General features: G+C 45.7%; 31 protein-coding genes. 8 read left to right on the forward strand and 23 right to left on the reverse strand.

Annotated features, from left to right (window positions below):
• Window positions 1-49: 49 nt before the first annotated feature.
• On the reverse strand, window positions 50-1,021 hold the full coding sequence (locus AAHK14_RS02600) for a LysR family transcriptional regulator (RefSeq protein ID WP_197035871.1): 972 nt from the start codon (window positions 1,019-1,021) through the stop codon (window positions 50-52).
• A 225-nt stretch (window positions 1,022-1,246) separates the two neighbouring features.
• Between AAHK14_RS02600 and AAHK14_RS02605 the strand changes: the two genes are divergently transcribed.
• The 3 genes from AAHK14_RS02605 (at window position 1,247) to AAHK14_RS02615 (ending at window position 4,582) form a co-directional block, all read left to right on the forward strand.
• A complete protein-coding gene (locus AAHK14_RS02605; RefSeq protein ID WP_065255020.1) occupies window positions 1,247-2,737 on the forward strand; it encodes a leucyl aminopeptidase in 1,491 nt (496 codons plus the stop codon).
• Window positions 2,738-2,914: 177 nt separating this feature from the next.
• Window positions 2,915-4,129 (forward strand): serine/threonine transporter SstT, encoded by a 1,215-nt coding sequence (gene sstT / locus AAHK14_RS02610; RefSeq protein WP_065255021.1) that lies wholly within the window; start codon window positions 2,915-2,917, stop codon window positions 4,127-4,129.
• A 27-nt stretch (window positions 4,130-4,156) separates the two neighbouring features.
• On the forward strand, window positions 4,157-4,582 hold the full coding sequence (locus AAHK14_RS02615; RefSeq protein ID WP_065255022.1) for a hypothetical protein: 426 nt from the start codon (window positions 4,157-4,159) through the stop codon (window positions 4,580-4,582).
• A 58-nt stretch (window positions 4,583-4,640) separates the two neighbouring features.
• Here the strand turns inward: AAHK14_RS02615 and AAHK14_RS02620 are convergent, their stop codons facing one another.
• From AAHK14_RS02620 to rpsP, 9 genes are all read right to left on the reverse strand, one after another.
• Window positions 4,641-4,931, reverse strand: coding sequence for an oxidative damage protection protein (locus AAHK14_RS02620; protein WP_062499797.1), 291 nt, complete (start codon window positions 4,929-4,931; stop codon window positions 4,641-4,643).
• 131 nt (window positions 4,932-5,062) lie between these two features.
• Window positions 5,063-5,617 carry a DUF5565 family protein gene (locus tag AAHK14_RS02625; RefSeq protein ID WP_065255054.1) on the reverse strand — a complete coding sequence of 185 codons (555 nt, stop codon included), beginning with the start codon at window positions 5,615-5,617 and terminating at the stop codon, window positions 5,063-5,065.
• A 354-nt stretch (window positions 5,618-5,971) separates the two neighbouring features.
• On the reverse strand, window positions 5,972-6,361 hold the full coding sequence (locus AAHK14_RS02630; protein WP_065255023.1) for a type II toxin-antitoxin system VapC family toxin: 390 nt from the start codon (window positions 6,359-6,361) through the stop codon (window positions 5,972-5,974).
• Window positions 6,361-6,573: a hypothetical protein gene (locus AAHK14_RS02635; RefSeq protein ID WP_062499788.1), complete on the reverse strand. Its 213-nt coding sequence runs from the start codon at window positions 6,571-6,573 to the stop codon at window positions 6,361-6,363. The genes AAHK14_RS02630 and AAHK14_RS02635 overlap by 1 nt, the downstream gene beginning before the upstream one ends.
• A gap of 86 nt (window positions 6,574-6,659) precedes the next feature.
• A complete protein-coding gene (gene argH, locus AAHK14_RS02640) occupies window positions 6,660-8,030 on the reverse strand; it encodes an argininosuccinate lyase (protein ID WP_172823642.1) in 1,371 nt (456 codons plus the stop codon).
• A 128-nt stretch (window positions 8,031-8,158) separates the two neighbouring features.
• Window positions 8,159-9,229: a DUF475 domain-containing protein gene (locus tag AAHK14_RS02645; RefSeq protein ID WP_065255025.1), complete on the reverse strand. Its 1,071-nt coding sequence runs from the start codon at window positions 9,227-9,229 to the stop codon at window positions 8,159-8,161.
• Window positions 9,230-9,436: 207 nt separating this feature from the next.
• Window positions 9,437-9,685: a YfhL family 4Fe-4S dicluster ferredoxin gene (locus AAHK14_RS02650; protein ID WP_065255026.1), complete on the reverse strand. Its 249-nt coding sequence runs from the start codon at window positions 9,683-9,685 to the stop codon at window positions 9,437-9,439.
• Between the two features lie 2 nt (window positions 9,686-9,687).
• On the reverse strand, window positions 9,688-10,221 hold the full coding sequence (gene rimM, locus AAHK14_RS02655; RefSeq protein ID WP_065255027.1) for a ribosome maturation factor RimM: 534 nt from the start codon (window positions 10,219-10,221) through the stop codon (window positions 9,688-9,690).
• Between the two features lie 154 nt (window positions 10,222-10,375).
• The gene (gene rpsP / locus AAHK14_RS02660; RefSeq protein WP_029102950.1) at window positions 10,376-10,621 is read right to left on the reverse strand and encodes a 30S ribosomal protein S16; all 246 of its coding nucleotides are present in this window, start codon (window positions 10,619-10,621) and stop codon (window positions 10,376-10,378) included.
• A 275-nt stretch (window positions 10,622-10,896) separates the two neighbouring features.
• Here rpsP and AAHK14_RS02665 point away from each other — a divergent pair, with 275 nt between their 5' ends.
• On the forward strand, window positions 10,897-12,333 hold the full coding sequence (locus AAHK14_RS02665) for an ATP-binding protein (protein ID WP_065255028.1): 1,437 nt from the start codon (window positions 10,897-10,899) through the stop codon (window positions 12,331-12,333).
• A gap of 15 nt (window positions 12,334-12,348) precedes the next feature.
• On the opposite strand, the gene AAHK14_RS02670 is transcribed toward AAHK14_RS02665, so the two are convergent.
• The 11 genes from AAHK14_RS02670 to atpB form a co-directional block, all read right to left on the reverse strand.
• Window positions 12,349-12,519, reverse strand: a complete 171-nt coding sequence (locus AAHK14_RS02670; RefSeq protein WP_156064967.1) for a hypothetical protein — start codon at window positions 12,517-12,519, stop codon at window positions 12,349-12,351.
• A gap of 277 nt (window positions 12,520-12,796) precedes the next feature.
• Window positions 12,797-14,476, reverse strand: a complete 1,680-nt coding sequence (locus tag AAHK14_RS02675) for an ATP-binding protein (protein ID WP_065255029.1) — start codon at window positions 14,474-14,476, stop codon at window positions 12,797-12,799.
• Window positions 14,477-14,570: 94 nt separating this feature from the next.
• Window positions 14,571-15,293 (reverse strand): response regulator, encoded by a 723-nt coding sequence (locus AAHK14_RS02680; protein ID WP_065255030.1) that lies wholly within the window; start codon window positions 15,291-15,293, stop codon window positions 14,571-14,573.
• A 115-nt stretch (window positions 15,294-15,408) separates the two neighbouring features.
• Window positions 15,409-15,825, reverse strand: coding sequence for a F0F1 ATP synthase subunit epsilon (locus tag AAHK14_RS02685; protein WP_065255031.1), 417 nt, complete (start codon window positions 15,823-15,825; stop codon window positions 15,409-15,411).
• 83 nt (window positions 15,826-15,908) lie between these two features.
• Window positions 15,909-17,333: a F0F1 ATP synthase subunit beta gene (atpD, locus tag AAHK14_RS02690; protein WP_065255032.1), complete on the reverse strand. Its 1,425-nt coding sequence runs from the start codon at window positions 17,331-17,333 to the stop codon at window positions 15,909-15,911.
• A 36-nt stretch (window positions 17,334-17,369) separates the two neighbouring features.
• Window positions 17,370-18,242: a F0F1 ATP synthase subunit gamma gene (gene atpG / locus AAHK14_RS02695; protein ID WP_062499204.1), complete on the reverse strand. Its 873-nt coding sequence runs from the start codon at window positions 18,240-18,242 to the stop codon at window positions 17,370-17,372.
• Between the two features lie 66 nt (window positions 18,243-18,308).
• The gene (gene atpA, locus AAHK14_RS02700) at window positions 18,309-19,853 is read right to left on the reverse strand and encodes a F0F1 ATP synthase subunit alpha (RefSeq protein WP_065255033.1); all 1,545 of its coding nucleotides are present in this window, start codon (window positions 19,851-19,853) and stop codon (window positions 18,309-18,311) included.
• Window positions 19,854-19,886: 33 nt separating this feature from the next.
• Window positions 19,887-20,528, reverse strand: coding sequence for a F0F1 ATP synthase subunit delta (locus AAHK14_RS02705; protein ID WP_065255034.1), 642 nt, complete (start codon window positions 20,526-20,528; stop codon window positions 19,887-19,889).
• Window positions 20,529-20,540: 12 nt separating this feature from the next.
• Window positions 20,541-21,011: a F0F1 ATP synthase subunit B gene (locus AAHK14_RS02710; protein ID WP_029102940.1), complete on the reverse strand. Its 471-nt coding sequence runs from the start codon at window positions 21,009-21,011 to the stop codon at window positions 20,541-20,543.
• Between the two features lie 96 nt (window positions 21,012-21,107).
• Entirely contained in the window at window positions 21,108-21,353 is a 246-nt protein-coding gene (atpE, locus tag AAHK14_RS02715) for a F0F1 ATP synthase subunit C (RefSeq protein ID WP_003658962.1), read from the reverse strand.
• A gap of 48 nt (window positions 21,354-21,401) precedes the next feature.
• Window positions 21,402-22,286, reverse strand: a complete 885-nt coding sequence (gene atpB, locus AAHK14_RS02720) for a F0F1 ATP synthase subunit A (RefSeq protein ID WP_065255035.1) — start codon at window positions 22,284-22,286, stop codon at window positions 21,402-21,404.
• A 282-nt stretch (window positions 22,287-22,568) separates the two neighbouring features.
• Here atpB and AAHK14_RS02725 point away from each other — a divergent pair, with 282 nt between their 5' ends.
• A complete protein-coding gene (locus AAHK14_RS02725; RefSeq protein WP_255518626.1) occupies window positions 22,569-22,691 on the forward strand; it encodes a hypothetical protein in 123 nt (40 codons plus the stop codon).
• Between the two features lie 198 nt (window positions 22,692-22,889).
• Here the strand turns inward: AAHK14_RS02725 and AAHK14_RS02730 are convergent, their stop codons facing one another.
• Together AAHK14_RS02730 and AAHK14_RS02735 are read right to left on the reverse strand one after the other, a co-directional pair.
• Window positions 22,890-23,276, reverse strand: coding sequence for an ATP synthase subunit I (locus AAHK14_RS02730; protein ID WP_065255036.1), 387 nt, complete (start codon window positions 23,274-23,276; stop codon window positions 22,890-22,892).
• Between the two features lie 404 nt (window positions 23,277-23,680).
• The gene (locus tag AAHK14_RS02735; protein ID WP_065255038.1) at window positions 23,681-24,535 is read right to left on the reverse strand and encodes a metal ABC transporter substrate-binding protein; all 855 of its coding nucleotides are present in this window, start codon (window positions 24,533-24,535) and stop codon (window positions 23,681-23,683) included.
• Between the two features lie 306 nt (window positions 24,536-24,841).
• Here AAHK14_RS02735 and AAHK14_RS02740 point away from each other — a divergent pair, with 306 nt between their 5' ends.
• Genes AAHK14_RS02740 through AAHK14_RS02750 form a run of 3 tightly spaced genes read left to right on the forward strand, consistent with a single transcriptional unit; the run spans window position 24,842 to window position 26,884 of the window.
• The gene (locus AAHK14_RS02740; protein WP_065255039.1) at window positions 24,842-25,345 is read left to right on the forward strand and encodes a Fur family transcriptional regulator; all 504 of its coding nucleotides are present in this window, start codon (window positions 24,842-24,844) and stop codon (window positions 25,343-25,345) included.
• Window positions 25,332-26,081, forward strand: a complete 750-nt coding sequence (locus AAHK14_RS02745) for a metal ABC transporter ATP-binding protein (RefSeq protein WP_065255040.1) — start codon at window positions 25,332-25,334, stop codon at window positions 26,079-26,081. Before AAHK14_RS02740 ends, AAHK14_RS02745 begins: the two co-directional genes overlap by 14 nt.
• A 2-nt stretch (window positions 26,082-26,083) precedes the next feature.
• Window positions 26,084-26,884, forward strand: a complete 801-nt coding sequence (locus AAHK14_RS02750; RefSeq protein ID WP_065255041.1) for a metal ABC transporter permease — start codon at window positions 26,084-26,086, stop codon at window positions 26,882-26,884.
• Window positions 26,885-26,928 lie beyond the last annotated feature (44 nt).

Here is a 26,928-nt window from a genome sequence, read left to right on the forward strand (position 1 = left end):
AAAAACTGCATACTATCTGCCAAAAATCACATAATATACACCTGTTTTATTAATTTTTTGCATAGTTATTTATTAAATCAAGAATAATTCTTATTAATTTGACATATTTTGTTACAAATTTATCATCATACACAGCATGAATGGCGTTTAGTAGGGCTGATATGTGGGGGTGTTGGGCGGTAGTAAGCGTATTCAGATAAATGGGCGAGACGGCATGGTCGGCTAGGGGCAGATAGGCGATTTGATGACTGCGGACGGTGCTTAGGCTCTCAGGGACAAGCGTCATGCCCTCACCTGCTGACACAAGTCCTAGGGCGATTTGGATGTCTCGGGCTTTTGGCGTGTTTTTGGGGTATAGATGATACTGATGAAACAGGTGCAAAATCGGGTCTTGGGTGTAGTTCGGGGCGAGCGTCATGGGCGTGCGATGATACAAAATGATGGACTCGCCCACCAATTGCGACAGGCTTATCGGCACCTCCATGTCCGCCAAAAGGTGCGTGTGCAGCATGGCAACCACGAGTTTTTCTTGTCTTAAAAATCGCTGATGAACAAAATGGTCTTGATACAAAAACCGCCCAAAGCCCACATCAATCTGCCCTGATTGTAAGGCCTGAGGCTGTTCTTCCGAGCCGATTTCTACAAGCCTAACATCAAGCTCTGGGACGTTTTGTTTTAGCATTGCCACGATGGTCGGCAATCGCCCATACAGGATGGACGCCACAAAGCCGATGGTCAGTACGTTTGGCTTGGGCTGATAGAAATTTTGGGTCATGCTGATGGTTTGGGTCATGTCGGCAAGGCTTATCGCCATGCGTTCATAAAAAAATGCCCCTGCGTCCGTCAATCTCATCGGGCGATGATGACGCTCAAACAACGCCACGCTAAGCTCTTCTTCTAGCTTGGCAATATGCCGAGACAAGGTCGGCTGTGAGATACCAAGAGCTTGGGCGGATTGGGAGACATTGCCCGATTGTGCCAACTTAACAAAGGCATTTAGCTGTAATAACGTCATATTCATAACACACTCCCTAGCGATGGGTCATTGTATCACATCATACCAAACGATGGAAAATGCGTGATGATATTTTAAATTTTTGGATTTATTATAATTTTCAATAAGTTTTATAAAACAAAAACTCTGATTTATCGCCACGGACAATTTGTGCAACAAAGGTTTCACACACCCCCCAAAATATGCTAAAATTTAAACAATCCTTTCCCCACTCACAAACAAGGAGTTTGTATGTCTGTATCTACCCTAAACCTAAGCGTCAGCGACAAGCTTAGCCCCAAAAAAACCAAAACCCAGCCCCATTTGGTCGTCTTTGCCGACAGCGACGCCAAGATTTTGGGCAACCTTGACAGCGGTCACTTAGACCGTGCCAACGCACTCATCAAAGCCAGTGGCTTTAAAGGCTCGGTCGGCGAGAGCGTGACGGATTACGGCATTGATGACGGGCATGTCATCAGCGTGATTGGCACAGGCTCGCTGGACAAACTTGCCAACCAAATGCCAAAACTGGGCAAAGCCACCTTTAACACCATCAAAAACAGCAAATCTGCGGTCGTGGCATGGGGCGATGTCATTTGCCAGAAGCACTTTGGACAGTTTGTTAATGCCCTACTGCATGCCGAATACCGCTTTGAACCCTACAAATCCAAAAAAGGCGACAAAATCACCCTATCTGCTGTTGAATTTATCAACACCAAAGACGCCAAAGCCGACTACGAAAACGCCCTAGCCATCGCCACTGCCACGCACATCGGGCAGAGCTTGGCTCGTGATGTCGCCAATGACGCCCCCAACATCATGACCCCTGCCGAGCTTGCCAAAGTTGCCGAAAAACTGGGCAAAGACTACAAAGACGTGGTCAGCGTGAGTGTGCTTGGCGAAAAAGAGATGAAAAAACTGGGCATGGGCTGTTTCTTGGCAGTCTCACAAGGCTCTGATAACGAAGGCAAACTGGCAATCATCGAATACCACGGCAAATCAGGCAAGAAAAAGAGCAAACTAAAAGACCCCATCGCCCTAGTCGGCAAAGGCATTACCTTTGATACAGGCGGTATCTCACTAAAACCATCAGCAGGCATGGATGAGATGAAATACGACATGGGCGGAGCAGCTGCCATGCTTGGCACCATCAAAGCGGTGTGTGAAGCTCGCCTGCCACTGGACATGGTCGTGGTGCTTGCCTGTGCCGAGAACATGCCATCGGGCAAAGCAACTCGCCCATCAGACATCGTGACTGCCATGAACGGCATGAGCGTTGAGATTCTAAACACCGATGCCGAAGGTCGTCTGGTGCTGTGTGACGCCCTGTGCTACGTCCAAGACAACTACAAGCCACGCACCATCATCGATGCGGCGACCTTGACAGGGGCGTGCGTGATTGCCTTGGGTTCGGTGCGTTCAGGACTGTATTGTAATGACGAAGACACGCTGTTCGCCCTAGAAGAAGCAGGCGAGTACACAGGCGACCTAGTATGGCAAATGCCCCTAGATGATGCCTATGACGAACAGCTAAAATCTACCTTTGCAGATATCCAAAACATCGGCGGACGTGAAGGCGGTTCTATCACGGCAGCGTGCTTCTTGCAACGCTTTATCAAAGAAGGTCAGGCATGGGCTCACTTAGACATCGCAGGCACAGCGTGGTCAGGTGGCGATAACAAAGGAGCAAGCGGTCGCCCTGTTCCCATGCTCATGCGTTACTTAGTGGGACAAGCGGGCTAACCCCAACAAATCATCACGCAAAACGACCATCTGTGTATGGTCGTTTTTTAACCTTTGAGAATTATTAGCGAAAGGAAAATTCATTAACACTTTTATTACAAAAAGTGGTATAGTTATCACATTTTGTAATCTTATCATCTTGTGATTTGACAAGTGTTTATTAATAAGGAATGATTCATGCGACAACTTGTGAATGCATACATGCGAGTGGGACTTGTGCCACTTATTTTGATTGCCTTGGTATTGGGCGTGTTGATTGGCAGTGTTGCCAAAGATGTTGGCATGTCGCTTGGGGTGCTGGGCGATGTGTTTGTCGGAGCCTTAAAAGCAGTCGCCCCGATACTGGTATTTGCCTTGGTACTCTCTGCCGTGGCAGGGTTTAAGAGCAGTAGTGACGCTCGGGTCAAGCCTGTCATGCTACTATATGTGGTGGGAACATTTACCGCCGCTTTGACTGCCGTACTGGCAAGTTTTGCCTTTCCCATTGAGCTTGTGGGTCTAACCGACATGCAAGCGGTAGAACAGTCCGCCCCCCAATCTTTACGTGAAGTCCTAAAAAACCTACTCATGAATCTGGTCGCCAACCCCGTGACCGCCCTTAGTAATGCCAACTATTTGGGTATTTTGACATGGTCGGTGCTGATTGGTCTGGGGCTACGTCATGCGTCCGAAACCACCAAGACGGTCGTACATGACATCTCAAATGCCGTCTCAGCGGTGGTAAAATGGATTGTGGCGATTGCCCCATTTGGTATCTTGGGATTGGTCTCTAAGACCGTGGCAGAGACAGGTTTTGACGGTCTGGCAAGCTACGCCAAACTACTTATCGTACTGGTCGGTGCCATGCTGTTTATCGCTTTGGTGGTAAACCCCATCATCGTCTTTGTCAAGACTCGTAAAAACCCCTACCCGCTCGTTATCGCCTGTCTGCGTGAATCAGGGGTGACAGCATTTTTTACCCGTTCATCTGCCGCCAACATTCCCGTGAACATGAACCTTGCCAAAAAACTTGGGCTAAACGAAGACACCTATTCGCTCACCATTCCACTGGGGGCAACCATCAACATGGCGGGAGCTGCCATCACCATCAACATCTTGACACTTGCCGCCGCTCATACCCTTGGCGTGGAAGTGAGCTTCTTTCAAGCCCTACTGCTTGCCATCGTCGGAGCGGTGAGTGCTTGTGGTGCCTCAGGTGTGGCAGGTGGTTCACTACTGCTCATCCCGTTGGCGTGCGGACTGTTTAACATCTCTAACGACATCGCCATGCAGGTCGTCGCCATCGGCTTTATCATCGGTGTGGTGCAAGACTCAGCAGAGACTGCCCTTAACTCATCAACGGACGTGCTATTTACCGCCGCCTCCGACCCTAAATATGCGTATAAGGGTTAAAAGATTCAAAGGACAAAAGGAGAAATGATGAAAAAATTATTATCAACTCTCATCATGGCAGGGGTACTGGTCGGTTGTGCCAGTACACCTACTACCGACTCCGTTGCCATGCCATCTCTACTGGTCATGCCCAACACCAAAAAGACCAACGAGCCACTCAGCCCTGATACCTATGTGGACGGTGTAGGCATGCTTCATTTTAAGGATTATCATGATAAAGTGGTGTATCAGGACAAGATTTATCTGCTTGATAGCTATGTTATCCCCTTAGAACAGCCCTTTTATATCCATGTACGCACAGCAGACGGCACGCCCATCATGCCCGATACAGCAACCAAGGTGGCAACCGACTATATCGCCCCCAAAGGTTGTACCGAGCCGTTGGTTCGCCGTGCAGACCTAGATAAAAGCACCAATGACAAGAGCGAATGGATTATTGGCGTGGCGTGCTAATTTCTTTTTTAGTCAAAAACAAAATCGGACACTAAGTCCGATTTTTTGTTGCACAACGCTAGCTATCTTTTGGCTTAAACCCTGCTGGGCGTTCATAGTCGCCATTGTCTAAGAATAGTTCACGCTGTTCGGCGATGAATTTTTTGGCGTCTTTATCTACCATGCTTAGGTGTTTTTCGTTGATGAGCATGGTTTGTAGTTCTAGCCATTCGCTCCATGCCTTTTGTGAAACGGTGTTTTGTAGCTCTTCGCCTTTGGCATTGGGAAAGGGGGGGTTGGGCATTTTTGGTAGATTTTCTTGGTATTTGCGACAAAAAACCAAATTGGCTTTGGGGTTAAAGATTTCCATGATTTTTTCCAAAGTAAAAAGGATGTTATAGCAAATGTGGGGGCGGATTTGGGGTTGTCAAGGGGTGTCATGGATAAATTACACCCCTTGATAAGGGCTAAACCCCTTCAAAAATCAGCCCAATTTGCCAATCACGCCTTAACAGGCCATTTAAGTCCAAAATCACGGCGTTTGATTTTAACCATGTCGCCATTACCCCTATGCCACACCACACCTTCGACCACATGGGTTTCAAACCATGCTTTTAAGCCGTCAAAATCTCTTGGCGGTTCGTCATCAAATCGCCAATCGCCATGTTTGACAAGCTCATGCTTGGGGCGGTTGTGTGGATTGCCTTGCACTTTTGGACCGATAGGCTCATAAGTGCCGTCCGCTCCGTCAAAATCGGCAAAGGCTTCATTATGCCAACGGTCAGCAGGGTTGTCGCTTTGCACCGCTACCCAGCCTGGCCAATGCCCTGTAACGCTGTCAGGCTCTTGGGCGGGGATAAAGCCGTCTGGCGGGGTTTTGCCTTTTTTGGCATCATAGCGTTTGTAGAGTTTGCCGTCTTGGACGAGCGTGGACGTGCCGTCTATTTTGACCGTTGCCACGCCTTCGCCTTGCACAACCCATTCGGCTCCTGCCGCCACGTCATCATAGACTTGGCGAGTGCCTTCATAATCTCTTTTAAATAGACTTCTTTCCAAATCCTGATTTTTATGGATTTTTAAAAACTTCAACCCCAATACTTATAAGGGTTTATTTTTAGTTTGGAAAGAGATTTAATAAAGAAATGACTTTTTTCATAAAAAACTCCAATAAAAAAACCACCCAAAAATTTGAGTGGTTCTAAGTTAAACGTACACGCACGACCTAACTTGCCACTCCTAGTTTGGGGTAGCAAATGCAAATGGTTGCAGATAAAGTGTGTGCTTTATCTGTCAAAACAGTAGGTAAAAAGGGTAATTGTGTCATTGTGCGATAATTACAAAAATAAAAATCTATGGTAAATGAAAAGTTGGGGGTTGTCAAGGGGTATGCTTCACACCAATCAATTTTAACTACCAAACCACCATTAAATCATAACTGGCACAATGCCCGTCAGAGCTGATAAACGCAAGGTCATTGGCGATTGCGTGAGAGATTAGCATTCTATCAAAAGGGTCTTTATGATAAAAAGGTAGGTTTTGTAAAATTTTTATCGTATCCCATGTCATGTCTAATTTGACAATGTTTTTTTGCACCAATAGTTTTTCAAAAATATCTTGCCAATTGTCATCAATGATAAGTTTACCAATGCTTGCTTTGATGGCAATCTCATTCATGCTAAGCAGGCTATAATATAGGGGATTGTTGGGATTTTGAATGATTTGTTTGGCTTTATTGGATAATTTATCAGGCTCGCTCAATAGCCATATAATCGCTTGGGTGTCTAATAAATAACCACGCATCACATATAATCCCCAAATTCATCTAACGGCTCATTAAAATCGTCCGCCATATAGCTTACCAAGCCTTCTGCTCCGCCAAGCGTGCGTTGTTTGGATTGTTTTTGGTCAAGGAATTGGCGAAAGGCTTGTAATATGGATTGTTCATTTAATAGCCCAATTTCACGAGCTTGTTTGGATAAATCATCAGGAATATGCAGGGTAAGTGTTGTCATGGCTTGTCCTTATTAAAATATCACCCCAATTTTAGCACATCTTTTTGATGATGAATATGCCAAATTGGGGTAATGGTTTAATCAGCTTAATCAACCTTTAATCTTCCCACGCCCCGCTCAATCGCCTTCACTACCTGCTCTGGGGCAGTACCCCCGATATGATTACGGGCATTTAGCGAGCCTTCTAGGGTTAGGCAGTCAAAGACATCATCGCCAATGAGCGGACTAAACGCCTTTAACTCATCAAGGCTAAGTTCACTCAAATCCACGCCTTTTGCCACGCCAAGTGCCACCGCACTCCCAACCACTTCATGAGCATCACGAAACGGCAAGCCTTTTTTGACCAAATAATCCGCCAAATCAGTCGCTGTGGCATAGCCTTTCATCGTGGCGGTACGCATATTTTCTGCGTTTGGCGTGATGTTTGGGAGCATATCGGCAAAGGCGATGAGCGAGCCTGTCAGCGTATCCACACAGTCAAAGAGTGGTTCTTTATCTTCTTGATTGTCCTTATTGTACGCTAGGGGCTGATTTTTCATGAGCGTAAGCAGGGTGGTGAGCTGTCCGAACACACGAGCGGTCTTGCCACGCACAAGCTCTGGCACGTCAGGATTTTTCTTTTGGGGCATGATAGACGACCCCGTGCAAAAGCGGTCAGGAATATGAATAAAGCCAAACTGTGCCGACATCCACAAAATCAGCTCTTCACTCATGCGAGATAGGTGCATCATCAAAATGCTGGCGTTGGCGGTAAATTCAATGGCAAAATCACGGTCAGACACCGCATCGAGCGAGTTTTCACAAATGCCGTCAAAGCCAAGCAGGCGAGCGGTGATGGTGCGGTCAATGGGGTAAGTCGTCCCTGCCAAGGCCGCCGAGCCTAGGGGCATTTGGTTAATGCGAGTGCGAGTTTGGGCAAAACGCTCGCTATCACGGCAAAGCATCTCAAACCACGCCATGACATGATGAGCAAAACTCACAGGTTGGGCGGTCTGCAAATGCGTAAAGCCGGGCATGATGGTCGTGGTGTGTTTGCTTGCCAAATCTAGCAGACCATTTTGTAATTTGCCAATCAAGGCGATGATTTTGTCGGTCTCATCTCTTAGATATAGGCGAATGTCGGTCGCCACTTGGTCATTACGGCTACGCCCTGTGTGCAGTTTTTTGCCGACATCGCCAATCAAGGCGGTCAAGCGACTCTCCACATTCATATGAACGTCTTCTAGCTCCACACGCCATTCAAATTCACCACGCTCAATCTCACCTTTGATTTGGGTCAGTCCGTCCACGATTTGACGGCTCTCATCGGCGGTGATGATACCGCACTGCCCAAGCATGGTGGCATGGGCGATAGAGCCTTGTATGTCTTGATTTGCCATGCGTTTGTCAAAATTGACCGAAGCGGTAAATTCGGCAACAAAACGGTCGGTGGCTTCGCTAAAGCGTCCGCCCCACATTTGGGCAGTTTGGGTAGTAGTCATGATAATGCCTTATTGATGAAAATAAGGCGTATCTTAACAATGAATGCAGTAGAGTACAAGCGGTTTTGCTGTTTTATGGCATTATTTGTGCTAAGTGTGGCTTATCACTGCTTGGAGATAGACTCAGGTGAATTATTTTTGCGATAGCGAATGGAAGCTATCACCGACGCCACGATAAAGGCAACCCCGATAAGTCCCGTGATAATCTCTGGCACATGAAATTTCATCGAGATGAGCATAATAATCGCCAACGCCCCAATGGCATAATGAGCCCCGTGTTCTAGGTACACAAACTCATCCAGCGTGCCTTTTTCAACCAAGAAAATCGTCATCGAACGCACAAACATCGCCCCAATGGCAAGACCAATCATGATGATGACCACGTCATTGGTAATGGCAAACGCCCCAATCACCCCGTCAAAACTAAATGACGCATCCAGCACTTCTAGATATAAAAAGCCTGCGATACCGCCTTTGGCAATCGCCCCTGCCACTTCGTTGCCGTCCACTTTGTCATCGTCATCATCACCTTCTAAGAAAGTGGATAGCACGTTTACGCCCATATAAATAAGAATGCCCCACACGCCTGCCATAAGAACAGCAGGTTCATGTACTTCATCTACCCACGACAAAGATGTCATCAAAATCACAATCGCCACAAACACGCTCATGGCATCGACTTTGCCAAATTTGGCAAGGCGTTTTTCAAGCCAGCCAAACCAATGAATGTCTTTGTCATCAAACACAAAGTTCAAAAAGACAAGGAGTAGGAACATACCACCAAACGCGGCAATCTCGGCATGGTGAGCCATGAGCTTGGCGGAGTATTCTGTGGGATTGTTCAGTGCCAAATCGACAACTTCTTTCATACCCATGTCTGCCGTTACCGCCACGATGACAATGGGAAACACCAGTCGCATACCAAACACAGCGATAAGCATACCCACGGTTAAAAACAGCATTTTCCAAAACTTATCCCAATGCTTTAAGACGGACGCATTGACCACCGCATTATCAAAGGACAATGAGATTTCCATCAGTGCCAGCACCATTGTAATAAACAGTGCCGAGAGCATGGCGGTTGTCCCACCATGCGTAAAGCCCCAGTACGCCGCCCCAATCAAGCAGACGATGGTAAAAAATATGTCAAAATAAAAATGTCTTAGGGTTTTCATCATGGATGAGATGTTCCTGTTTTATAACAAGAAAAGCGATAAATAATCATGCTTAATGAGCTTGATATTTACCACAGATTTGTAGGGGCGTGTTGAACACGCTCTTGGTTGGTACACTATCTTTATAGGTGCGTAGAGCCAGCTCTCTACATTCATACATCATAGATTTGTGGTAATTTTAAAGTTTTGTAGCCATATCGGCCTTATCTAGCTGTTGGTAATTTTGTGATATTTGGCAAGTAGCTCATCTTCGCTCTCGTCATAATCAGGGTCTTTGGGAATGCAGTCCACAGGACAGATGTCCACGCATTGGGGTGTGTCATAATGCCCCACGCATTCGGTGCATAGGTCGGGATTGATGATATAGATGTCATCCCCTGCGGATATGGCTTCATTGGGGCAGACAGGCTCACACACATCGCAGTTGATACAGTCAGTTGTGATTTTGAGTGCCATGCTTAGTAATCCTTACCCCATGCCACGAGCATGGTTTTGGCATCCAAATCCACATTAAGGACGATGTCGCTGTGCCACGGAATCAGCCTTTCTTCACCATCGACACTCACTTTTGTGGGTTTGACTGAAATAATAGCATGAGCGGATGTCTCAAACATCTCTTTGATAACGCCCAAATTGTCGCCTTCTTCGTTGATGACCGTTAGCCCCACCAAATCCGACCAGTAATACTCATCGTCATCTAACGTAGGCAAATTTGATTTATCTACCCAAATGCTCACGCCATTCATGGTCTCTGCCACGTTACGGTCAGGCACTTCCTTAAAACTTGCCACCAACCCTGCCCCCTGCTCTCGCCAGTCACTAACCGTCAAAGGACGAAAACCAAGTGCTGTTTTCATGTACCAATGGGGCATGTCAAAGATGTCCGAGCGGTTGTCAGTCAAGCTAAATACCCACAGCCAGCCCTTAATGCCATAAGGCTTTTTTAGGGTGGCGATTTGGATGAGCGTGTCGGGATTGGGCGATGTTGTCATGGCGTTTTAAATAATTAATAAAAATAAATGCTTGCAAGGCAAATAAAAGTTTTGACTTATTTTAAAATCAGTAAAGAGATAAATAAAAATCGGTCTGCATGACACTCATCAATCAATGATAAGAGACACACAAACCGACACAAGATGTCAGCGATTACGCTTTGTTGCTAGCCTTAACCAGTTGAGCAACACGGTCAGAAGGCTGAGCCCCTTTACCAATCCACGCATTATAAGCGTCTTGGTCAATGCGAAACGCTTCTTCTTGACCACGAGCCAGTGGGTTAAAGAAACCAATACGCTCAATGTGGCGACCGTCACGAGACGCACGCTTGTCGGCAACAACGATTTGGTAGAATGGGCGTTTTTTTGAACCGCCACGAGCTAGACGAATAACAACCATGATAATTCTCTCTTGAATTCATTAAATGATAAAGTATTTGCAAGAAAAAACTGGTCGCCAAAAATGTGAGGATGAGCCGATGGCAAAACCAGATTTATAAAAAGACCCTAATTATACCAATTTTTACGCCATTTTCAAAGTAATTTTTTAAAAATTCTCATGTCATGGTGTAACGCCTGACGACATGGGCATAAATTGGTTTGGCAAAGTAATTTCCGACTTTATATACAAAACGTGTGTTAAAATAGAATCTATCGCACTTTTGTCCCATTTTTATGAAAAAAAATTACAAATACTGGCAACTTAAAATCAGACACACGCTAAATTCTAACACATGGCAGACGGTCAGCATGGTGATTTTTATCGTCTTTGCCAGTATCGCCCTATCGATTTGGCTCATTTGGCGAAGCCTGTACCTGCCTGAGATTAAGAATCACGCCAGTTATCTGGCAAGCGAGCTGACCTTTATTGACAACGCCAATCAGAGCTTTGCAGACGACCCTGACATGCTCAAATGGGTGCAAGACAACAGCCATGTACAAATCATCAGTGACCCGAGCGAGTTCCCTGTGGTCAATGACAAGATAGTGGCTGACTTTTTTACCGACATCTTTGCAGGGCAAGTCAGCCGAGAGCTTGGGCGTGAGGTCAAGGTCTATTTTAAATTTAAACCAACCCCGAAGCTGTGGATTTGGGACAGCAAATACCCCAACGTTTGGTTACGTGAACCTGTCATTCACTACTCGCAGTATAGTGCAGGGCTACTGGCAGGCTTTGTGTTTGGCTTGCCGATTTTGACCATTTTAGTGAGTCTGATTTTGGTGCGTCGCCTAAATCGCCCACTCAAAAAACTAGAACGCACCGCCAATGACTACATTCATCTAGGACATGCAACCGTGCTACCCGAGGTTGGCTCAAATGAGATTCGTAAAGTCAATACCGCCTTTAATCGCCTGTTTCACACCCTGCACCAAGCCCAAAAAGAACGCACCATCATGCTCGCTGGTATCAGTCATGACTTACGCACACCCCTAACTCGCATGCGACTGACTGCCGAGATGTTGCCTGATGAATTTTTTCGAGAAGGGCTGGTGTATGACATCGAAGACATGGACGCCATTTTGGAGCAGTTCATGTCATTTATGAAAGATGGTTCGGATGAAGCGGTGCGGGCGACCAATTTGGAGCTGATTTTCCATGAAATCAGCGTGCAGTTTAATGACGTGCGTTTTGTCTATGACAATCGAGTCGCCGAAGATGTCATGGTGCGTCCTTTATCCATGAAGCGTCTGATTGTCAATTTGGTCAATAATGCGGTGCGTTATGGGCGTGAACCCATCCATTTGGGGGCGGTGATTGGCTATCAAGAGTCTGATGATTTGACCGCCAACACCCTTAAAAAAAGAATACTCACCATCAGCGTGCGTGATGAGGGCGAGGGCGTGGCGGAGAGTGAACTGCAACGCATCATGCAGCCTTTTGAGCGTGGTGAGACAGCACGGACGACCCAAGGCAGTGGACTGGGGCTTGCCATCGTCAGTCGTATCGCTCACTTGCACCAAGGCGAGGTCATCGCTCGCAATCATGACAATGGCGGGCTAGAAGTCCTTGTGCACATTCCTTTGGTGGATACTGTACCAAACACAACCGATACACCATCAGACAACCCGACAAAGCATGATGTCAATCAAAGTAATCATCAAACCAAGTAAACTGCGTTGTGTTTATTATTTTTCACCAATCTCAGGGGGCAGCTGATTGGTCGTATCGGCAAAGCTGACGGGAGCGACAAGACTGGCTTTGGCTTGCTCAACATTCTTATCGGTGCTAGGCACCAACAGAAAATAACCCAGCAGAGCCGCATTAGCAAGCACCAATAATCCAAAAAGATAAGGCATATTCACATCCTGATAAAGTTTGTGATTTATTTTAGCATAACTTTCCTAGGGCGTGTTGAACTTTTATATTTGCAATGAAAAATAGGAAAAATCGCCCGTTTTTCAAGGAAGAATCCGCAGTTGATATTAAAATATCAACAAGGATTTTGACGCAGAAAAACAAGATTTAGCCATTTTTCATGCAAAAACAGTCGTTTATTTTTATCAATTTTTAAAATGTAAATAGTGTTATAAAGGTTCGGCACGCCCTAACCACGCCAGTTATCTGCATTTATCGCTATTCGTCTGTGCCGATGAGTTTTTTCTCACTTTTTGCCCCTGTCAGCTCATCTGCCACGATGACCACGCCCACCTGTTTGACGGGCCATTCCATGGTAAATCTCGCCCCGTGCAAACTTGGGCTTTCATCCACACTCATGTTGCCACTAAACCAAAACGCAATCCGTGAGACAATGGACAGTCCAAGCCCATAGCCACCTGACGCACGGGTACGACTGTCATCAAGGCGAGCAAAAGGAATGAACACTTTTTCACGGTCAGCTTCGGGAATCCCATGCCCATCATCTTCGACGGTGACAAATGCCATGCCTTTTTTGACCCCTGCACTGATGATGATGGTGCTTTTGGCATAACGCAGGGCATTGCCTGCTAAGTTTTGTACCACACGGTGTAGATAACGCCTGTCCGCCATCGCTGTCACTTTTTGGGCGGGGGGCTTGATTTGAACCGAGATGGGCTTACCCAAAGCATTGGTCTCACGCTCGATTTGTTCAAGGAGCTCTTTTAAGCACACCATTTCCCAATCCATCTTGGGCGAGCCTTCTTCGAGCTTGGCATAAGTCAAAATTTCATCAATGAGTTCATTTAAAGAAGCGATGTCTTCATCAATATACTGCTTTTGCATCTGCCGAGAGTCATAATCATCGTCATCAGCAAGCATATCCACCGCAAAACGAATGCGCGCCACGGGTGTTCTTAGTTCATGCGAGACAGCTCTGGTCAGCTCACGTTGGGACTCGATGAGTCTTTTGATGTGGCGAGTCATGGTGTTAAAGGTTGATGACAGACGGGCAATATCATCATACCCTGCCACCTGCACCATGGTGTCGAGCTTGCCTTCGGCAACTTTATTAACCCCCATTTGTAACAGTTGCAAACGTCGCTCCAATGGGAAAATCAGGGCATATACACCAAAACTAACCAACAAAAGACAAATTAGGATGATACTGATGATGACATCCAAAGAGAAAAAATTAAACAAAGGCACGGTCACCACCAGCACTTCGTTAGGAATGGTTGATGCCATCATGACCGATAGGTGCGGTCTTTGATTTTCATTGTCAAAACTCAGTACTGCCTTGCCGGCACTTAGTCGGTCAAATTGCTCCCGATCCAAGCCCAAGGTCGGTAAAGGCAACAATGCCATAGAATAGCCAAATTTTTGACTTAGGCGGGCAAGATGTGCTTGCTTATCTGCCAAGGACGGGTAATGTTGCAATTCATCTAACAAAAATCCCATAACAGCATGGATTTGACGCTCATTAATGCGGTCAAGTTCAGCAGAGAGCACACTGCCATCATTATCTATGGCGTGATACACCGTTGAATGACGTGAAATCTCATCATAACGAACCACCGACTTGCCTTCTTTTAGTCTTTTTAACTCACGACCTTTGAGTTCAAGACTATCCATTGGCACAATGTGTATCTCCGAGCCAAATTCCCGACCAACCGCCATAAGCCAAGGCTCTTTTTCTTCCACGGAACGTCTATCATAGGACGCTGTCCCCAAATAAAAAGCGACCGTGGCGATAGATTCTCGATAAGACTGCAAACGCTGCTGATTAATCGCTTGCATGAGAAAATAACCAAAAAAAGCGACCAAAAAGCAGATGAGCAAAAGCCCTGCATAAATACGAAAAAAGATACTGCGTTCGGTGATGGATGAGATTGCCATATCATTGACTTATCATGAGTAAAAATAAAAAGCCAGCGATGTGGCTGGCTTTATTGTAGCATAGCTTGGATATTGACCGATATTAAGATTACAATTAATTGCCTTCTTTAACAAACAGATAACCTTTGCTACGCACGGTTTTGATGCGCTTGGGATTTTCTGGGTCATCGCCAATTTTTGGACGAATACGAGAAATGCGTACGTCAATCGAGCGGTCTTGACCGTCATATTCAATACCACGAAGTCGCTCAAAAATATCTTCACGAGACAAGATACGACCAGCATTTGATGCAAGCAGCCACAACAAATCATACTCAGCACTGGTGAAATCAACCAACTCATCGTTTAGAGTTACCGAACGACCACCATTGTCAATGACCAGATCACCAAACTCCAGACGCTGTGGTGTATCATCTGTCGGTGCGGTGTCAGAACGACGTAGTAAGGCACGGATACGAGCTAACAATACTCGGGGCTGAGCAGGTTTTGCCACATAATCATCCGCTCCCATCTCCAAGCCTAACACTTGATCCATGTCTTCGGTGCGTGCTGTTAACATTAAAATCGGCTGAGCATAGTGTGGACGCACTTCACGGCACACCGTCAGACCATCGCTACCTGGCAACATGACATCGAGCACCACCAAATCAGGCTGTTCACTAATAATGCGACGAATCGCACGAGTGCCATCAGTTTCAATCGCCACGTCCAAACCATTGCGTCTGAGATAGTCTTGCGTTAGCATGGCAAGGCGTTCATCATCTTCAACAATCAGAATTCGGGGAATGTCTTCTTTTTCTGGGGTTGTCGTTGTCATATATTATCCTTGAATACATCAAAATCAGGCAATGCCATCAATCAATTAAATCTGCTTAATGGACGTGCTTATTCTAACAAATTTTTGAGCAATAAGCACGATTTTTCATCAATAATCAAGCACGATTTTTGTACTTTTGAATGGCTTGTAGCTGTGCTAGTGATTCTGCCAATGCTGTTAGGGCAGCGGTCGTATCAATATTGGCACTTTGGTTTGCCAAGGCTTGCTCGGCATTACGACGAGCTTCGGCAATTTTTGCTTCATCCAAATTACTGGCACGTTCTGCCGAGTCAGCAAGCACGGTCACAACCTTGGGTTGAACTTCCAACACGCCACCTTGGACATAAATCACTTCATCTGTGCCATCGGCTGATTTTAGGTGCAAAGGACCTGGTTTTAGCAAGGTGATGATTGGCGTGTGACCCGCCAAAATACCAAGTTCACCGTCGATACCCGAAGCCACAAGCACGCTAATGTCGCCTGAGTAAAGCTCTTCTCTGGCACTGACCACTCGGCATGTAAATGTTGCCATAATGACTCCTATCTTATTTTATATCATCTTTTGTCAGTGATAAACAGTTAAGATTGGAGTGCTCCAATCTTAACTTTGGGACATTAAGCAGCTTTTAGCTTATCAGCTTTGGCAATCACTTCATCAATACCACCAACCATATAGAAGGCTTGTTCTGGCAAGTGGTCATACTCACCACTGATGATAGACTTAAAGCCAGCGATGGTATCACGCAGTGCTACATACTTACCAGGTGCCCCTGTAAATACCTCTGCTACGTGGAAAGGCTGTGATAGGAAACGCTGAATCTTACGAGCACGATAAACAACCAGCTTATCTTCTTCTGACAACTCATCCATACCTAAGATGGCGATGATGTCTTTTAGTTCTTTATAACGTTGTAGCACTTCTTGTACGCCACGAGCGACATTATAATGTTCATCACCGATAACTTGCGGGTCAAGCTGACGCGATGTTGAGTCTAGCGGGTCAACCGCAGGGTAGATACCTTGTGAAGCGATGTCACGGCTAAGTACGACCGTTGCGTCCAAGTGAGCAAAGGTAGTCGCAGGCGATGGGTCAGTCAAGTCGTCCGCAGGAACGTAAACGGCTTGTACAGAAGTAATCGAACCTGACTGAGTAGAAGTAATACGTTCTTGCAACGCACCCATCTCTTCGGCAAGTGTCGGCTGATAGCCTACCGCAGAAGGCATACGACCTAGAAGTGCTGATACTTCGGTACCTGCTAGGGTATAACGATAGATGTTGTCAACGAACAGTAGAACGTCACGACCTTTGCCAGTGGCTTCGTCTTTTTCATCACGGAAGTACTCTGCCATGGTCAAACCAGTCAAAGCAACACGCAAACGGTTCCCTGGTGGCTCGTTCATCTGACCGTACACCATCGCAACTTTTGATTTGGTAAAGTCTTCGGTATTAACAACGCCAGCTTCTTGCATTTCATGATAGAAGTCGTTACCTTCACGAGTACGCTCACCCACACCTGCAAACACTGATAGACCTGAATGTTTTAGGGCGATGTTGTTAATAAGCTCCATCATGTTAACGGTCTTACCAACACCAGCACCACCAAACAGACCAACTTTACCACCTTTTGCAAACGGGCAAAGCAAGTCAATAACCTTAATACCAGTTTCTAGTAGCTCTGTTGAGTTAGATTGCTCATCATAGCTTGGGGCTTCACGGTGAATGGACCATTTTTGCTCAGCATTCACAGGACCTGCTTCATCGATTGGGCGACCCAATACGTCCATGATACGTCCTAGTGTTGCTGTACCCACAGGCACAGAGATGGGTGCACCTGTATTAGAAACAGGCAAACCACGTTTTAGACCTTCGGTAGAACCCATGGCAATGGTACGTACCACACCATCACCTAACTGTTGTTGGACTTCCAAGGTAGTTTCCGTGCCATCAACATGAAGTGCGTCAAAGATTTGGGGGACTTCACCACGGCTAAACTCAACGTCAATTACCGCACCGATAATCTGCACAATACGACCGCTCATTGCGTTCTCCTAATTTTTATATTCAGCTAAACTGACTTATGAAACAGCGGCAGCACCACCAACGATTTCCGAAATCTCTCGGGTAATCGCTGCTTGTCTGAGCTTGTTATAAACCAATTGTAAATCTTTAATTAAATTACCAGCATTATCTGTCGCCGCTTTCATCGCTACCATACGAGCAGATTGCTCTGATGCAATGTTTTCAAGGACGGCTTGATAAACCAATGATTCAATATAGCGTACCATCAAACTGTCAATCAACGTCTTTGTGTCAGGCTCATAGATATAGTCCCAACCGTGACTAATACCCTCATCATCGGACAAAGTCCCCTCAGGTAAGGGAACAAGTTGAGTAATTGATGGTTTTTGGGTCATGGCATTGATGAACTGATTGTACACCAAATAGATTCTATCTAATTTGCCATTTTGGTAATCATCAAGCATGGTCTGTACAGGACTGCTGATGTGTTCATAGCTTGGGCTATCGCCATAATCGGTAACTACCGATGTGACATTACCACCGAAGTTTTTGAAAAAGCCAACACCTTTTGAGCCAATGGCTGCAAACTCAACTTCAACAGACTGCTCTTGGTAAGTTTTGACTGACTTTAATAAACTTTTAAACAGGTTGATGTTTAGACCACCTGCCAAACCACGGTCAGAAGTAACCACGATAAAGCCCACACGGTTCACAGGGCGACTGACCATATAAGGATGCTTATAATCGGACTGTGCTTGCACAAGGTGTGAAATCACACGGTGCATACTTTCAGCATAAGGGCGACCCATGCCCATGCGTTCTTGAGCCCGACGCATTTTACTGGCAGCAACCATCTGCATGGCACGTGTGATTTTCTGAGTGCTTTTAATACTGGTTACTTTTGCACGTATTTCTTTTAAGCTTGCCATAATTATTCCAAAACTGGACTCAGTTTAAATGGGTATATGGTGCATCAATGATACACCATATTGCTCTTAGTAGCTACGAGATGCTTTGAAAGCTTCAATCCCTGCTTTTAGACGACTCTCGATGTCATCATTATAATTGGCAGTCTCATCAATCTCACTCATGAGAACATCATGTTCGCCACGAAGGAAGCTTAACAAACCTTGCTCAAAAGCACCAATTTTTTCAACAGGTACGTCAGCAAGATAGCCTTCGTTTGATGCATAGATAACCGCCGCTTGGTCAGCGATAGACATCGGTGCGTATTGTTTTTGCTTCATCAGCTCAGTCACACGCTGACCGTGTTCTAGTTGCTGTTTGGTTGCGTCATCCAAATCCGATGCAAACTGAGCAAAGGCAGCCAACTCACGATACTGTGCCAAGGCTGTACGGATACCGCCTGAGAGCTTTTTGATGATTTTAGTTTGGGCTGCACCACCCACACGAGATACCGAGATACCAGCGTTTACCGCAGGGCGAATACCTGAGTTAAATAGGTTAGATTCTAAGAAAATCTGACCGTCAGTAATCGAAATCACGTTGGTAGGTACGAACGCTGATACGTCCCCTGCTTGGGTTTCAATGATCGGCAGGGCAGTCAATGAACCAGTTTTACCTTTGACTTCGCCATTGGTGAACGCTTCTACATAGTCCGCATTGACACGAGATGCACGTTCTAACAGACGTGAGTGCAAGTAGAATACATCCCCTGGGTAGGCTTCACGTCCTGGTGGACGGCGTAGTAGTAGCGAGATTTGACGATAGGCAACTGCTTGCTTAGACAAATCATCATAGATGATAAGTGCGTCTTGACCGCGGTCACGGAAGTACTCACCCATGGTACAGCCAGAATATGGGGCGATGTATTGTAGTGCCGCAGGCTCTGATGCTGATGCAACCACAACGGTGGTATAAGCCAATGCACCTGACTCTTCTAGTTTACGCACCACGTTAGCGATGGTTGAGCGTTTTTGACCAACAGCGACATACACACATTTGATGCCAGAGTCTTTTTGGGCAATGATGGCGTCGATTGCCATGGCGGTCTTACCTGTTTGGCGGTCGCCAATGATAAGCTCACGCTGACCACGTCCGATTGGAATCATGGTATCAACCGCTTTATAACCTGTCATAACAGGCTCATCAACCGATTGACGAGCGATAACGCCAGGGGCGATTTTTTCAACTTTATCAGTTAGCTTGGCATTGATAGGACCTTTGCCATCAATAGGATTACCCAAAGCGTCAACCACACGACCCAACAGTTCAGGACCTACGGGTACTTCTAGGATACGACCTGTGCAGTATGCTTTTTGTCCTTCTTGTAGGGGCAAATAGTCGCCCAAAACGACCGCACCGACTGAGTCTTGTTCTAAGTTTAGTGCCATGCCATAGACATTGCCCTCAAACTCAATCATCTCGCCATACATGGCTTCTTCTAGACCATGAATTTTTACAATACCATCAGAGACACTGACGATAACGCCTTCAGTTTTAGCAGTTGCGCTTACGTCAAGGTCTTGAATACGTTGCTTAATCAGATTGCTGATTTCAGCTGGATTCAATTGTTGCATTGCCTTGTTTCCTATAATTTAGACAGCCACAGTTTATGCTGTTAGCTGAGTCTTTAATTGTTTTAACTTGCCACGCACCGAGCCATCAGTAAACTTATCGCCCACTTTAATGGTCGCACCCCCTAACAGTGAACTATCCACAGCCTCGTGTAAAATCACGATAGAACCTGTTGAGATAGCCAAAGATTCTTGTAGGGATTTGCGTTGGGCTTCAGTTAGTGGGTAGGCTGATGTTACGTAAGCGTCAACCTGTTTTAGCTCTTGTGATTTTAGCTTGCTGTAATGAGCATGAATCTCAGGAAGCAAAGACAGTCTATCATTATCAGACAGCTGGCTGACAAAGTTTGTCAATGCCTTATTGGCTGTCAGATGCTTACTTCCTGCTAATACTTCTGCCGCCGCACTCACGTCCACACCCTGCGACGCCGCTGTCTGCAACGTTTGGGCAAGTGGCGAGTTACTCGGTCTTTGACTGGTGTAGATGTCCATCAGCACCGAAGTTTTTTGACTGGCGGGAATGGCTGGATTGTGTAGCAAACCAATAAATGCGTCATCACGCACAATATCCGATGCCATCAACAAGAAGTCTTCCCATTCGTTAATCGCATTTTGCTCTTTAGCATAGTCAAACGCAGCCTTTGCGTAAGGTCTTGCCAAGGTAGATAATTCAGCCATGAGTTCCTCTAATTACAGCTTGGTTGCCAGTTGTGCTAGCATGCTGGCATGTTTTTGTTCATCAACTTTTTCTTCTAGAATCTTTTCAGCACCAAGTACTGCAAGAGTCGCAACTTGTGAACGTAGCTGTTCACGAGTTTGGGCAATTTGTTGGTCAACCGTTTGTTGGGCTGCACCAATAATACGCTCACTTTCAAGACGGGCTGTGACTTTGGCGTCTTCAATCATTTGATTGGCAGTTTTGTTAGCACGTTCAATGATAGAAGCAGCCTCAGCTTTGGCACTTGCAAACTCTGCTTGGACTTGTGACTCAGCAGATGCAAGGTCAGCTTTTGCTTTTTCGGCGGCGTTTAAGCCTTCTTCGATTTTACGTTGACGCTCGTTAATCGCTCCGATGAGTGGTGGCCATACGAATTTCATGCAGAACCACACGAAAAACGCAAACGCAATCATCTGACCGATAATGGTGGAATTAATATTCATCCAATCACCTCATTTGTTAGTGAAAGTCAGGTGATAGCCAATTGCTGTCGGCAAGTAAACTGCCGACAAGAATGGACCTAGACTGACCGCTTCAACTTATGCGAATGGGTTGGCGAATAGTAGAAGCATGGCAATACCAACACCAATCATCGGCACGGCGTCAAGAAGACCTGCCACGATGAACATTTTGGTTTGAAGTTGTGAGCCAAGCTCAGGCTGACGAGCAGTACTTTCTAGGAACTTACCGCCTAGGATAGCAAAACCAATACCAGTTGCCAAAGCACCTGCACCGATTAGAAGAGCCACAGCAAGAAGCGTGTACTGAGCGATTACTGGATCCATGATGTCTCCTTAATGACCTATTTGAAGGGTTAGAATAAAAAGTGTCAATTAATGTTCTGATGTTTGTGAGATGAGCGACAGATAAACAATCGTCAACATCATAAACACGAACGCCTGTAAAGTGATAACTAGAATATGGAAGATTGCCCAAGCCAAATGTAGCGGTACACCCAAGCCTTTGACAAACAAGCTCTCAGACATGTACATAAGTGCAATCAGAATAAAGATAAGCTCACCGGCATACATGTTACCAAACAGTCGCAGACCTAGCGAAATGGGTTTGGCAAGCAGGGTTACTGTCTCTAAAACTAGGTTGACAGGGATTAAAATCGCCTGCAAGATTGGGTTTTTGGCACTAAATGGGTGCAAGGTAAACTCACCAATAAATCCGCCCACGCCTTTGTATTTAAGACCAAAGCCAATGATGAGCAGTAGCACACAAAATGCCATACCGAGCGTGATGTTCGGGTCGGTAGTTGGTACAATCTTAAAGTAAACATGGTGCGGGTCATGACCCATCAGACTGCCAATCCACTGTGCGGTACCAGGGATGAAATCAACAGGAATCAAATCCATCAAGTTCATCAAGAAAATCCACACAAAAATCGTCAATGACAAAGGTGCAATCAGCTTTGACGGGCCTTTGTAAGATTCACGGACGCTATTGTCCACGAAATCAACAATCATCTCAATGAAGGCTTGTAGCTTGGTAGGTACGCCTGATGTCGCCTTACGCCCAACCATCCAAAACAGCCAACAAAAGAAAGCACCCAAACCAACCGACCAAAGCATGGAATCCAAATGAATGGCTTTAAAGCCCATCTCTGCGGCTTCTTGGGCGGTGTGTGCCACTTTCCAACCATGTTCTGGATGATAACCATACGTCCAGTTGGTTAAATGGTGAGCAATATATTCTGAAGAATCCGCTGCCATAATAAGCTCTTATTTTTAACTTGGTTAATCAGAACGTGTGAAAAATTCATCACGCAATCCATCAATTTGCAAGGTGTTGAATTCTCAACACGCTCTAAAATGACACAATAAAAAATTGCTGGTTCAACTTATCCCATAAATATCAATCAGCAATTTTAAATCATTCATTTAAAGTACATTATTGTCAATCATTTCATACAAATCACTGAAAATAGCATACTTGTAAATTTATGAAATTTTTATCGAAATGTTTGTAGGGTGTGTTGACCGTTGGTATTTGCAATGAAAAATGAGAAAAATCGCACGTTTTTCAAGGAAAAAGTGAAGTTTGATAGTCGTTCTATCAAACGAGCTTTTGACGAAGAAAAACAAGATTTAGCCATTTTTCATGCAAAAATTGGTTGAAGTCATTAAACTTTATCACATTGTATAAAATGTTATCAATGTTCAACACGCCCTAAGCAATCCGAAGTATAATACCCTACTTTGGTAGTTCTTGTAAAGGGTAAATATGAGTTTTCTTACAGAATTTTTTCAATTTTTGGCAAAAAAATGAGCATTAAATTTAAAAAATCTAACTATTTTTAAAAATTAATTGATAATCTAAATACGCCACATTACCATAACATGCACAACTTGTAGAGCAAAATAACTCAAAATCACCAAAAACGCCCCAATCGGCTTCGCCAACATAAAAATCAGGGCAAAACCTATCAGCGTGATGAACCATTTTATCATCTGCCCCAGATACATGTTGAGCATGATAACACGCCCTGCTCTCGCGCCTGTCGTGCGGTAGGCAATGAGTGTAAACGCACACTGGGCGATGTAGCTAAGCAGTCCGCCCGATGCCATGCTTTTGGTGGCGTGAGCAACGCCCAATGTTTCAAGAATAAAGCCCACACCGATGAGTATCAATACCGCCCATGCTTGGCGAAACTGCAAGCGATACACACGGGCTTGCTGATGACGCTGGGCAGGCTTGCTCATGATGCTCTCAAAAACAAAGTGAAAAATCGTAAGGTTCTGTATTATAAAAAGTTTTTAAAAAACTTACAAGATTTTATCGGCATTTTTTCATCAGTAAAAAGTGATAATATCATTTATTTTTATGATAAATGTAGCATGGGGCTTTTGTTGGCTTTATCGGTTTTAAGAAAATAAAATACAACTTTGGTTGTATGCCTAACGAACTGAATATTTGCCACGGGTTTGTAGGGACTGGCTCCGCACATCCTTTAATATTGTCATTTTTATAGGCGTGCTCAGCACGCCCCTACATCCAAACATTATTATGCTTGTAGTAATTTTAAAGTTTCTTAGGTATAGCAGGTTTGATAGACAAAAAAGGCAATGCTCATCACATCGCCTTTATATACGCCCTATCCGCCAATTTACTTTTGGTCGATACACGCATAAATCTCATTGACGGTCGCCTGCCATACGTCCACAAAATCGGTGCCGTCTGACATGTCTTCTTGCTTGATAAGCGTGCCGACATTGCCAAGTTTGTTTTTAATGCCGTCCGAAATCGCCCCTTGCGACAGTAGGCACATATAAGGCGATGGACGGTTATTATTTAAAATGCGAAATTGGCTGGCTTTGGGGGAGAGATGATGGTCGGGGGTCAATGCCCCTGCAAAATGTAGATTTGCCGAGCGTTCAAGGTAGGCAAACGAATCATGATACGCCCAATACGCCCGCTTGCGGTCTTTTGATACCTGTGCCACCGCCTTATCCATGGCTTGATGGAACGCCTTGACGTTATTGGCGTACAATCCCTTATGCTCAGGGTTGGCGTGCGAATGCACCACCGCCAACGCTCGCACAATAGCTTTGGCATTCTCTGGGTCTAGCCAAATGTGCGGGTCAAACGTATCTGCTCGGGGCGTGCCGTCAAGCTGTCGCATGGGCAAGCGATAAAACGCCTTCATCTTAAATAGCGAAATGGCGTTCGGGGCGTTGTCTAAGGTCTTAACGAGATTTTGTTCCAGTTCATGCCCAAACCACACCACATAGGTGCTATCGCCCACCAGTTTTACCTTGCTTGGCGACAGACTGCCGTGATGACCGACATCGCCTGCCGATAGTAGCATTTGGGCGGGTTCTGCTCCCTGTGTTACTGCATTGGACAATAACAACAATGGATAATTACTCACCGTAACCGTGCCTGCATGGGCGGTCGCAGACAGTAGAGCGGGCAAGGCAAATAGGCTTAGTCTGGTAAGGGAGAATTTAGAAAATAACATGGCAACCTTTTAAATTAAATAAATTTATTTGGGAAAATATAAAAAATGGTACAAAACTTGCATAAATTTGCGGTAATGTCTTGTAAGATTATATCATACATCATGGGTTTTTGTTATAATGTATCTAAATTAAGATTAAACAAGTATTTTTCTTAAAAATTACCAACGCAAACATCGCCCGTTTGATGATATGTTATATCAATGGCATTCATTAGTCATTTTAAAATCACCTAATTATTTTTATGGTAAAATAACGTATATTTTAAATGTAATTTTTATAATTTTGAACAACCAAAAGAGCCTATCATGACCGACCACGCCTGCCAATGCGACCACCACCATAACGTCCACGAACACCACGACCCCAAACAGCGTATGCTTGATGCCAAAGCCCACTGTGAAGCTCGTGGCGTGCGTTTTACGCCCTTGCGTGAAGAAGTGTACGGGCTGATTTTGGAAGCGGACAAGCCACTTGGGGCGTATGACCTTATCAGTGCCTTGCAGTCTGCTCGCCACTCATCAGGGGCAAAAAACAAGAATATCGCCCCACCGACCATTTACCGTTCGCTAGAATTTTTGCTTGCCGAAGGGCTGATTCATCAGTTAAGCTCCATGAATGCTTATGTGCCATGTTGCCACCCACGCTCTCAGCACGCCGCCGCCTTTTTAATTTGCCAACAATGCCAAAGCGTTGAAGAATGCTCTAACGTGCCTGTGGACGCCATTGTCAATTTTGCCAAAGATGATGCAGGGTTTGACATAGAACGCACAGTCATTGAACTAAAAGGCGTGTGTCGTGCCTGTCGCTAATACAGTCGCCAATACAGACGAGCTATTTCGCTTAGACAAGGTCAGCTTTCATGTCGGTCAAAACAAGATTTTAACGGACATATCGCTTAGCTTATCCAAAGGCGAAATGGTCAGTCTTATCGGCCCAAACGGAGCGGGCAAGTCCACGCTGGTCAAGCTCATTTTGGGCTTAAACAAACCCACGTCAGGCGACATCATCAAGCACAACAGCGTGATAAGTTACGTCCCCCAAAAGTTTAGCGTGCCGAGCATTTTACCGCTCCGTGTTAAAGATTTGCTCGCCCAAGCAAATACCAAACGCCTAACGCCTGATGAGCGTGATTTTGTCCTACAAAAGCTATCGCTTGCCCCCCTACTTGACCGCCAAATACACCACCTATCAGGGGGCGAGACTCAGCGTGTCCTTATGGCAAGGGCGTTGCTTGATAGACCCGACCTGCTCATCTTAGACGAACCCATGCAAGGGCTAGACCCCGATAGCGAAGAGTTACTTTATGATTTTATAGACAGCATGCCCCCATTTTTGGCGTGTGCCATGCTCATTGTGTCGCACGATTTGCACTGGGTCATGAAAGGCACTCGGCGTGTCGTCTGCCTAAACAAACACATCTGCTGTCAAGGTGTGCCGTCCGACATCGCTCATCTGCCTGAATTTGTTGCGTTATTTGGGCAATACCACAACACCCACCAAACCCCCTACATTCATCATCACGACCACTGTCAGCATACTCACTAACTATGAACGATTGGCTACCGATTATCGCCCCTGCTTGGCTTGCAGGCTCACTGCTCGCCCTACTGTCCGCCCCGCTTGGCTGTTTGGTGCTGTGGCGACGTATGGCGTTTTTTGCCGATACGCTCGCTCATGGGGCATTGCTTGGCGTGGCGATTGGGGCGTGGCTGTCTGTCCCTGCCGACATGGGCGTGGGCGTGGTTAGCATAGGCGTGGTCATCACGCTCATGTTTTTGCAAGACAAACGACTGCCGAGCGATGCCACGCTGTCGGTGCTTGCCGTGTCGCTGTTGTGTTTGGGGCTTTTAACGCTTACCCAGCTTACTCAGCAACAAGCCAACGTGCTAGGCTTTTTGTTTGGTAGCTTACTTGACATGGATTGGGGCGATTTGCCCCGTTTGACGGTCATGGTTGGGGCAGGGCTTGCCTTTTTGGCGTGGATTTGGCAAAAACAGGTCAAACTTGCCACATCAGAAGCCCTAGCGTCTATCGCAGGCATCAATCCTAAGACCGAACAGCTCTTTTTTATGGGACTTCTGGCGGGGTTTTGTGCCGTTGCCATTCAAGCGGTCGGCAGTTTGCTCATCACAGGGCTACTTATCCTACCTGCTCTTATCGCTCGTCTGCTTGCCCATTCGCCCACACAAATGGTCATCTTTGCCATGATAATCGCCCAAATCGCCGTAACCACAGGCGTGTGGGGAAGTGTGTGGCTTGACGTGCAAACAGGTCTTGCCATTGTCATGACGTTGGCGATTGGGTTTTTTGCGGTGTTTGGCGTGGGGAGGGTGTTGGGTAAGTCGTAAATTGGTAAATTGGTAAATTGGTGAAATTACCCTTTTTAATTAAA

The sequence above is a fragment of the Moraxella sp. K1664 genome (genome assembly GCF_039693965.1).
Classification (GTDB): Bacteria; Pseudomonadota; Gammaproteobacteria; order Pseudomonadales; family Moraxellaceae; genus Moraxella.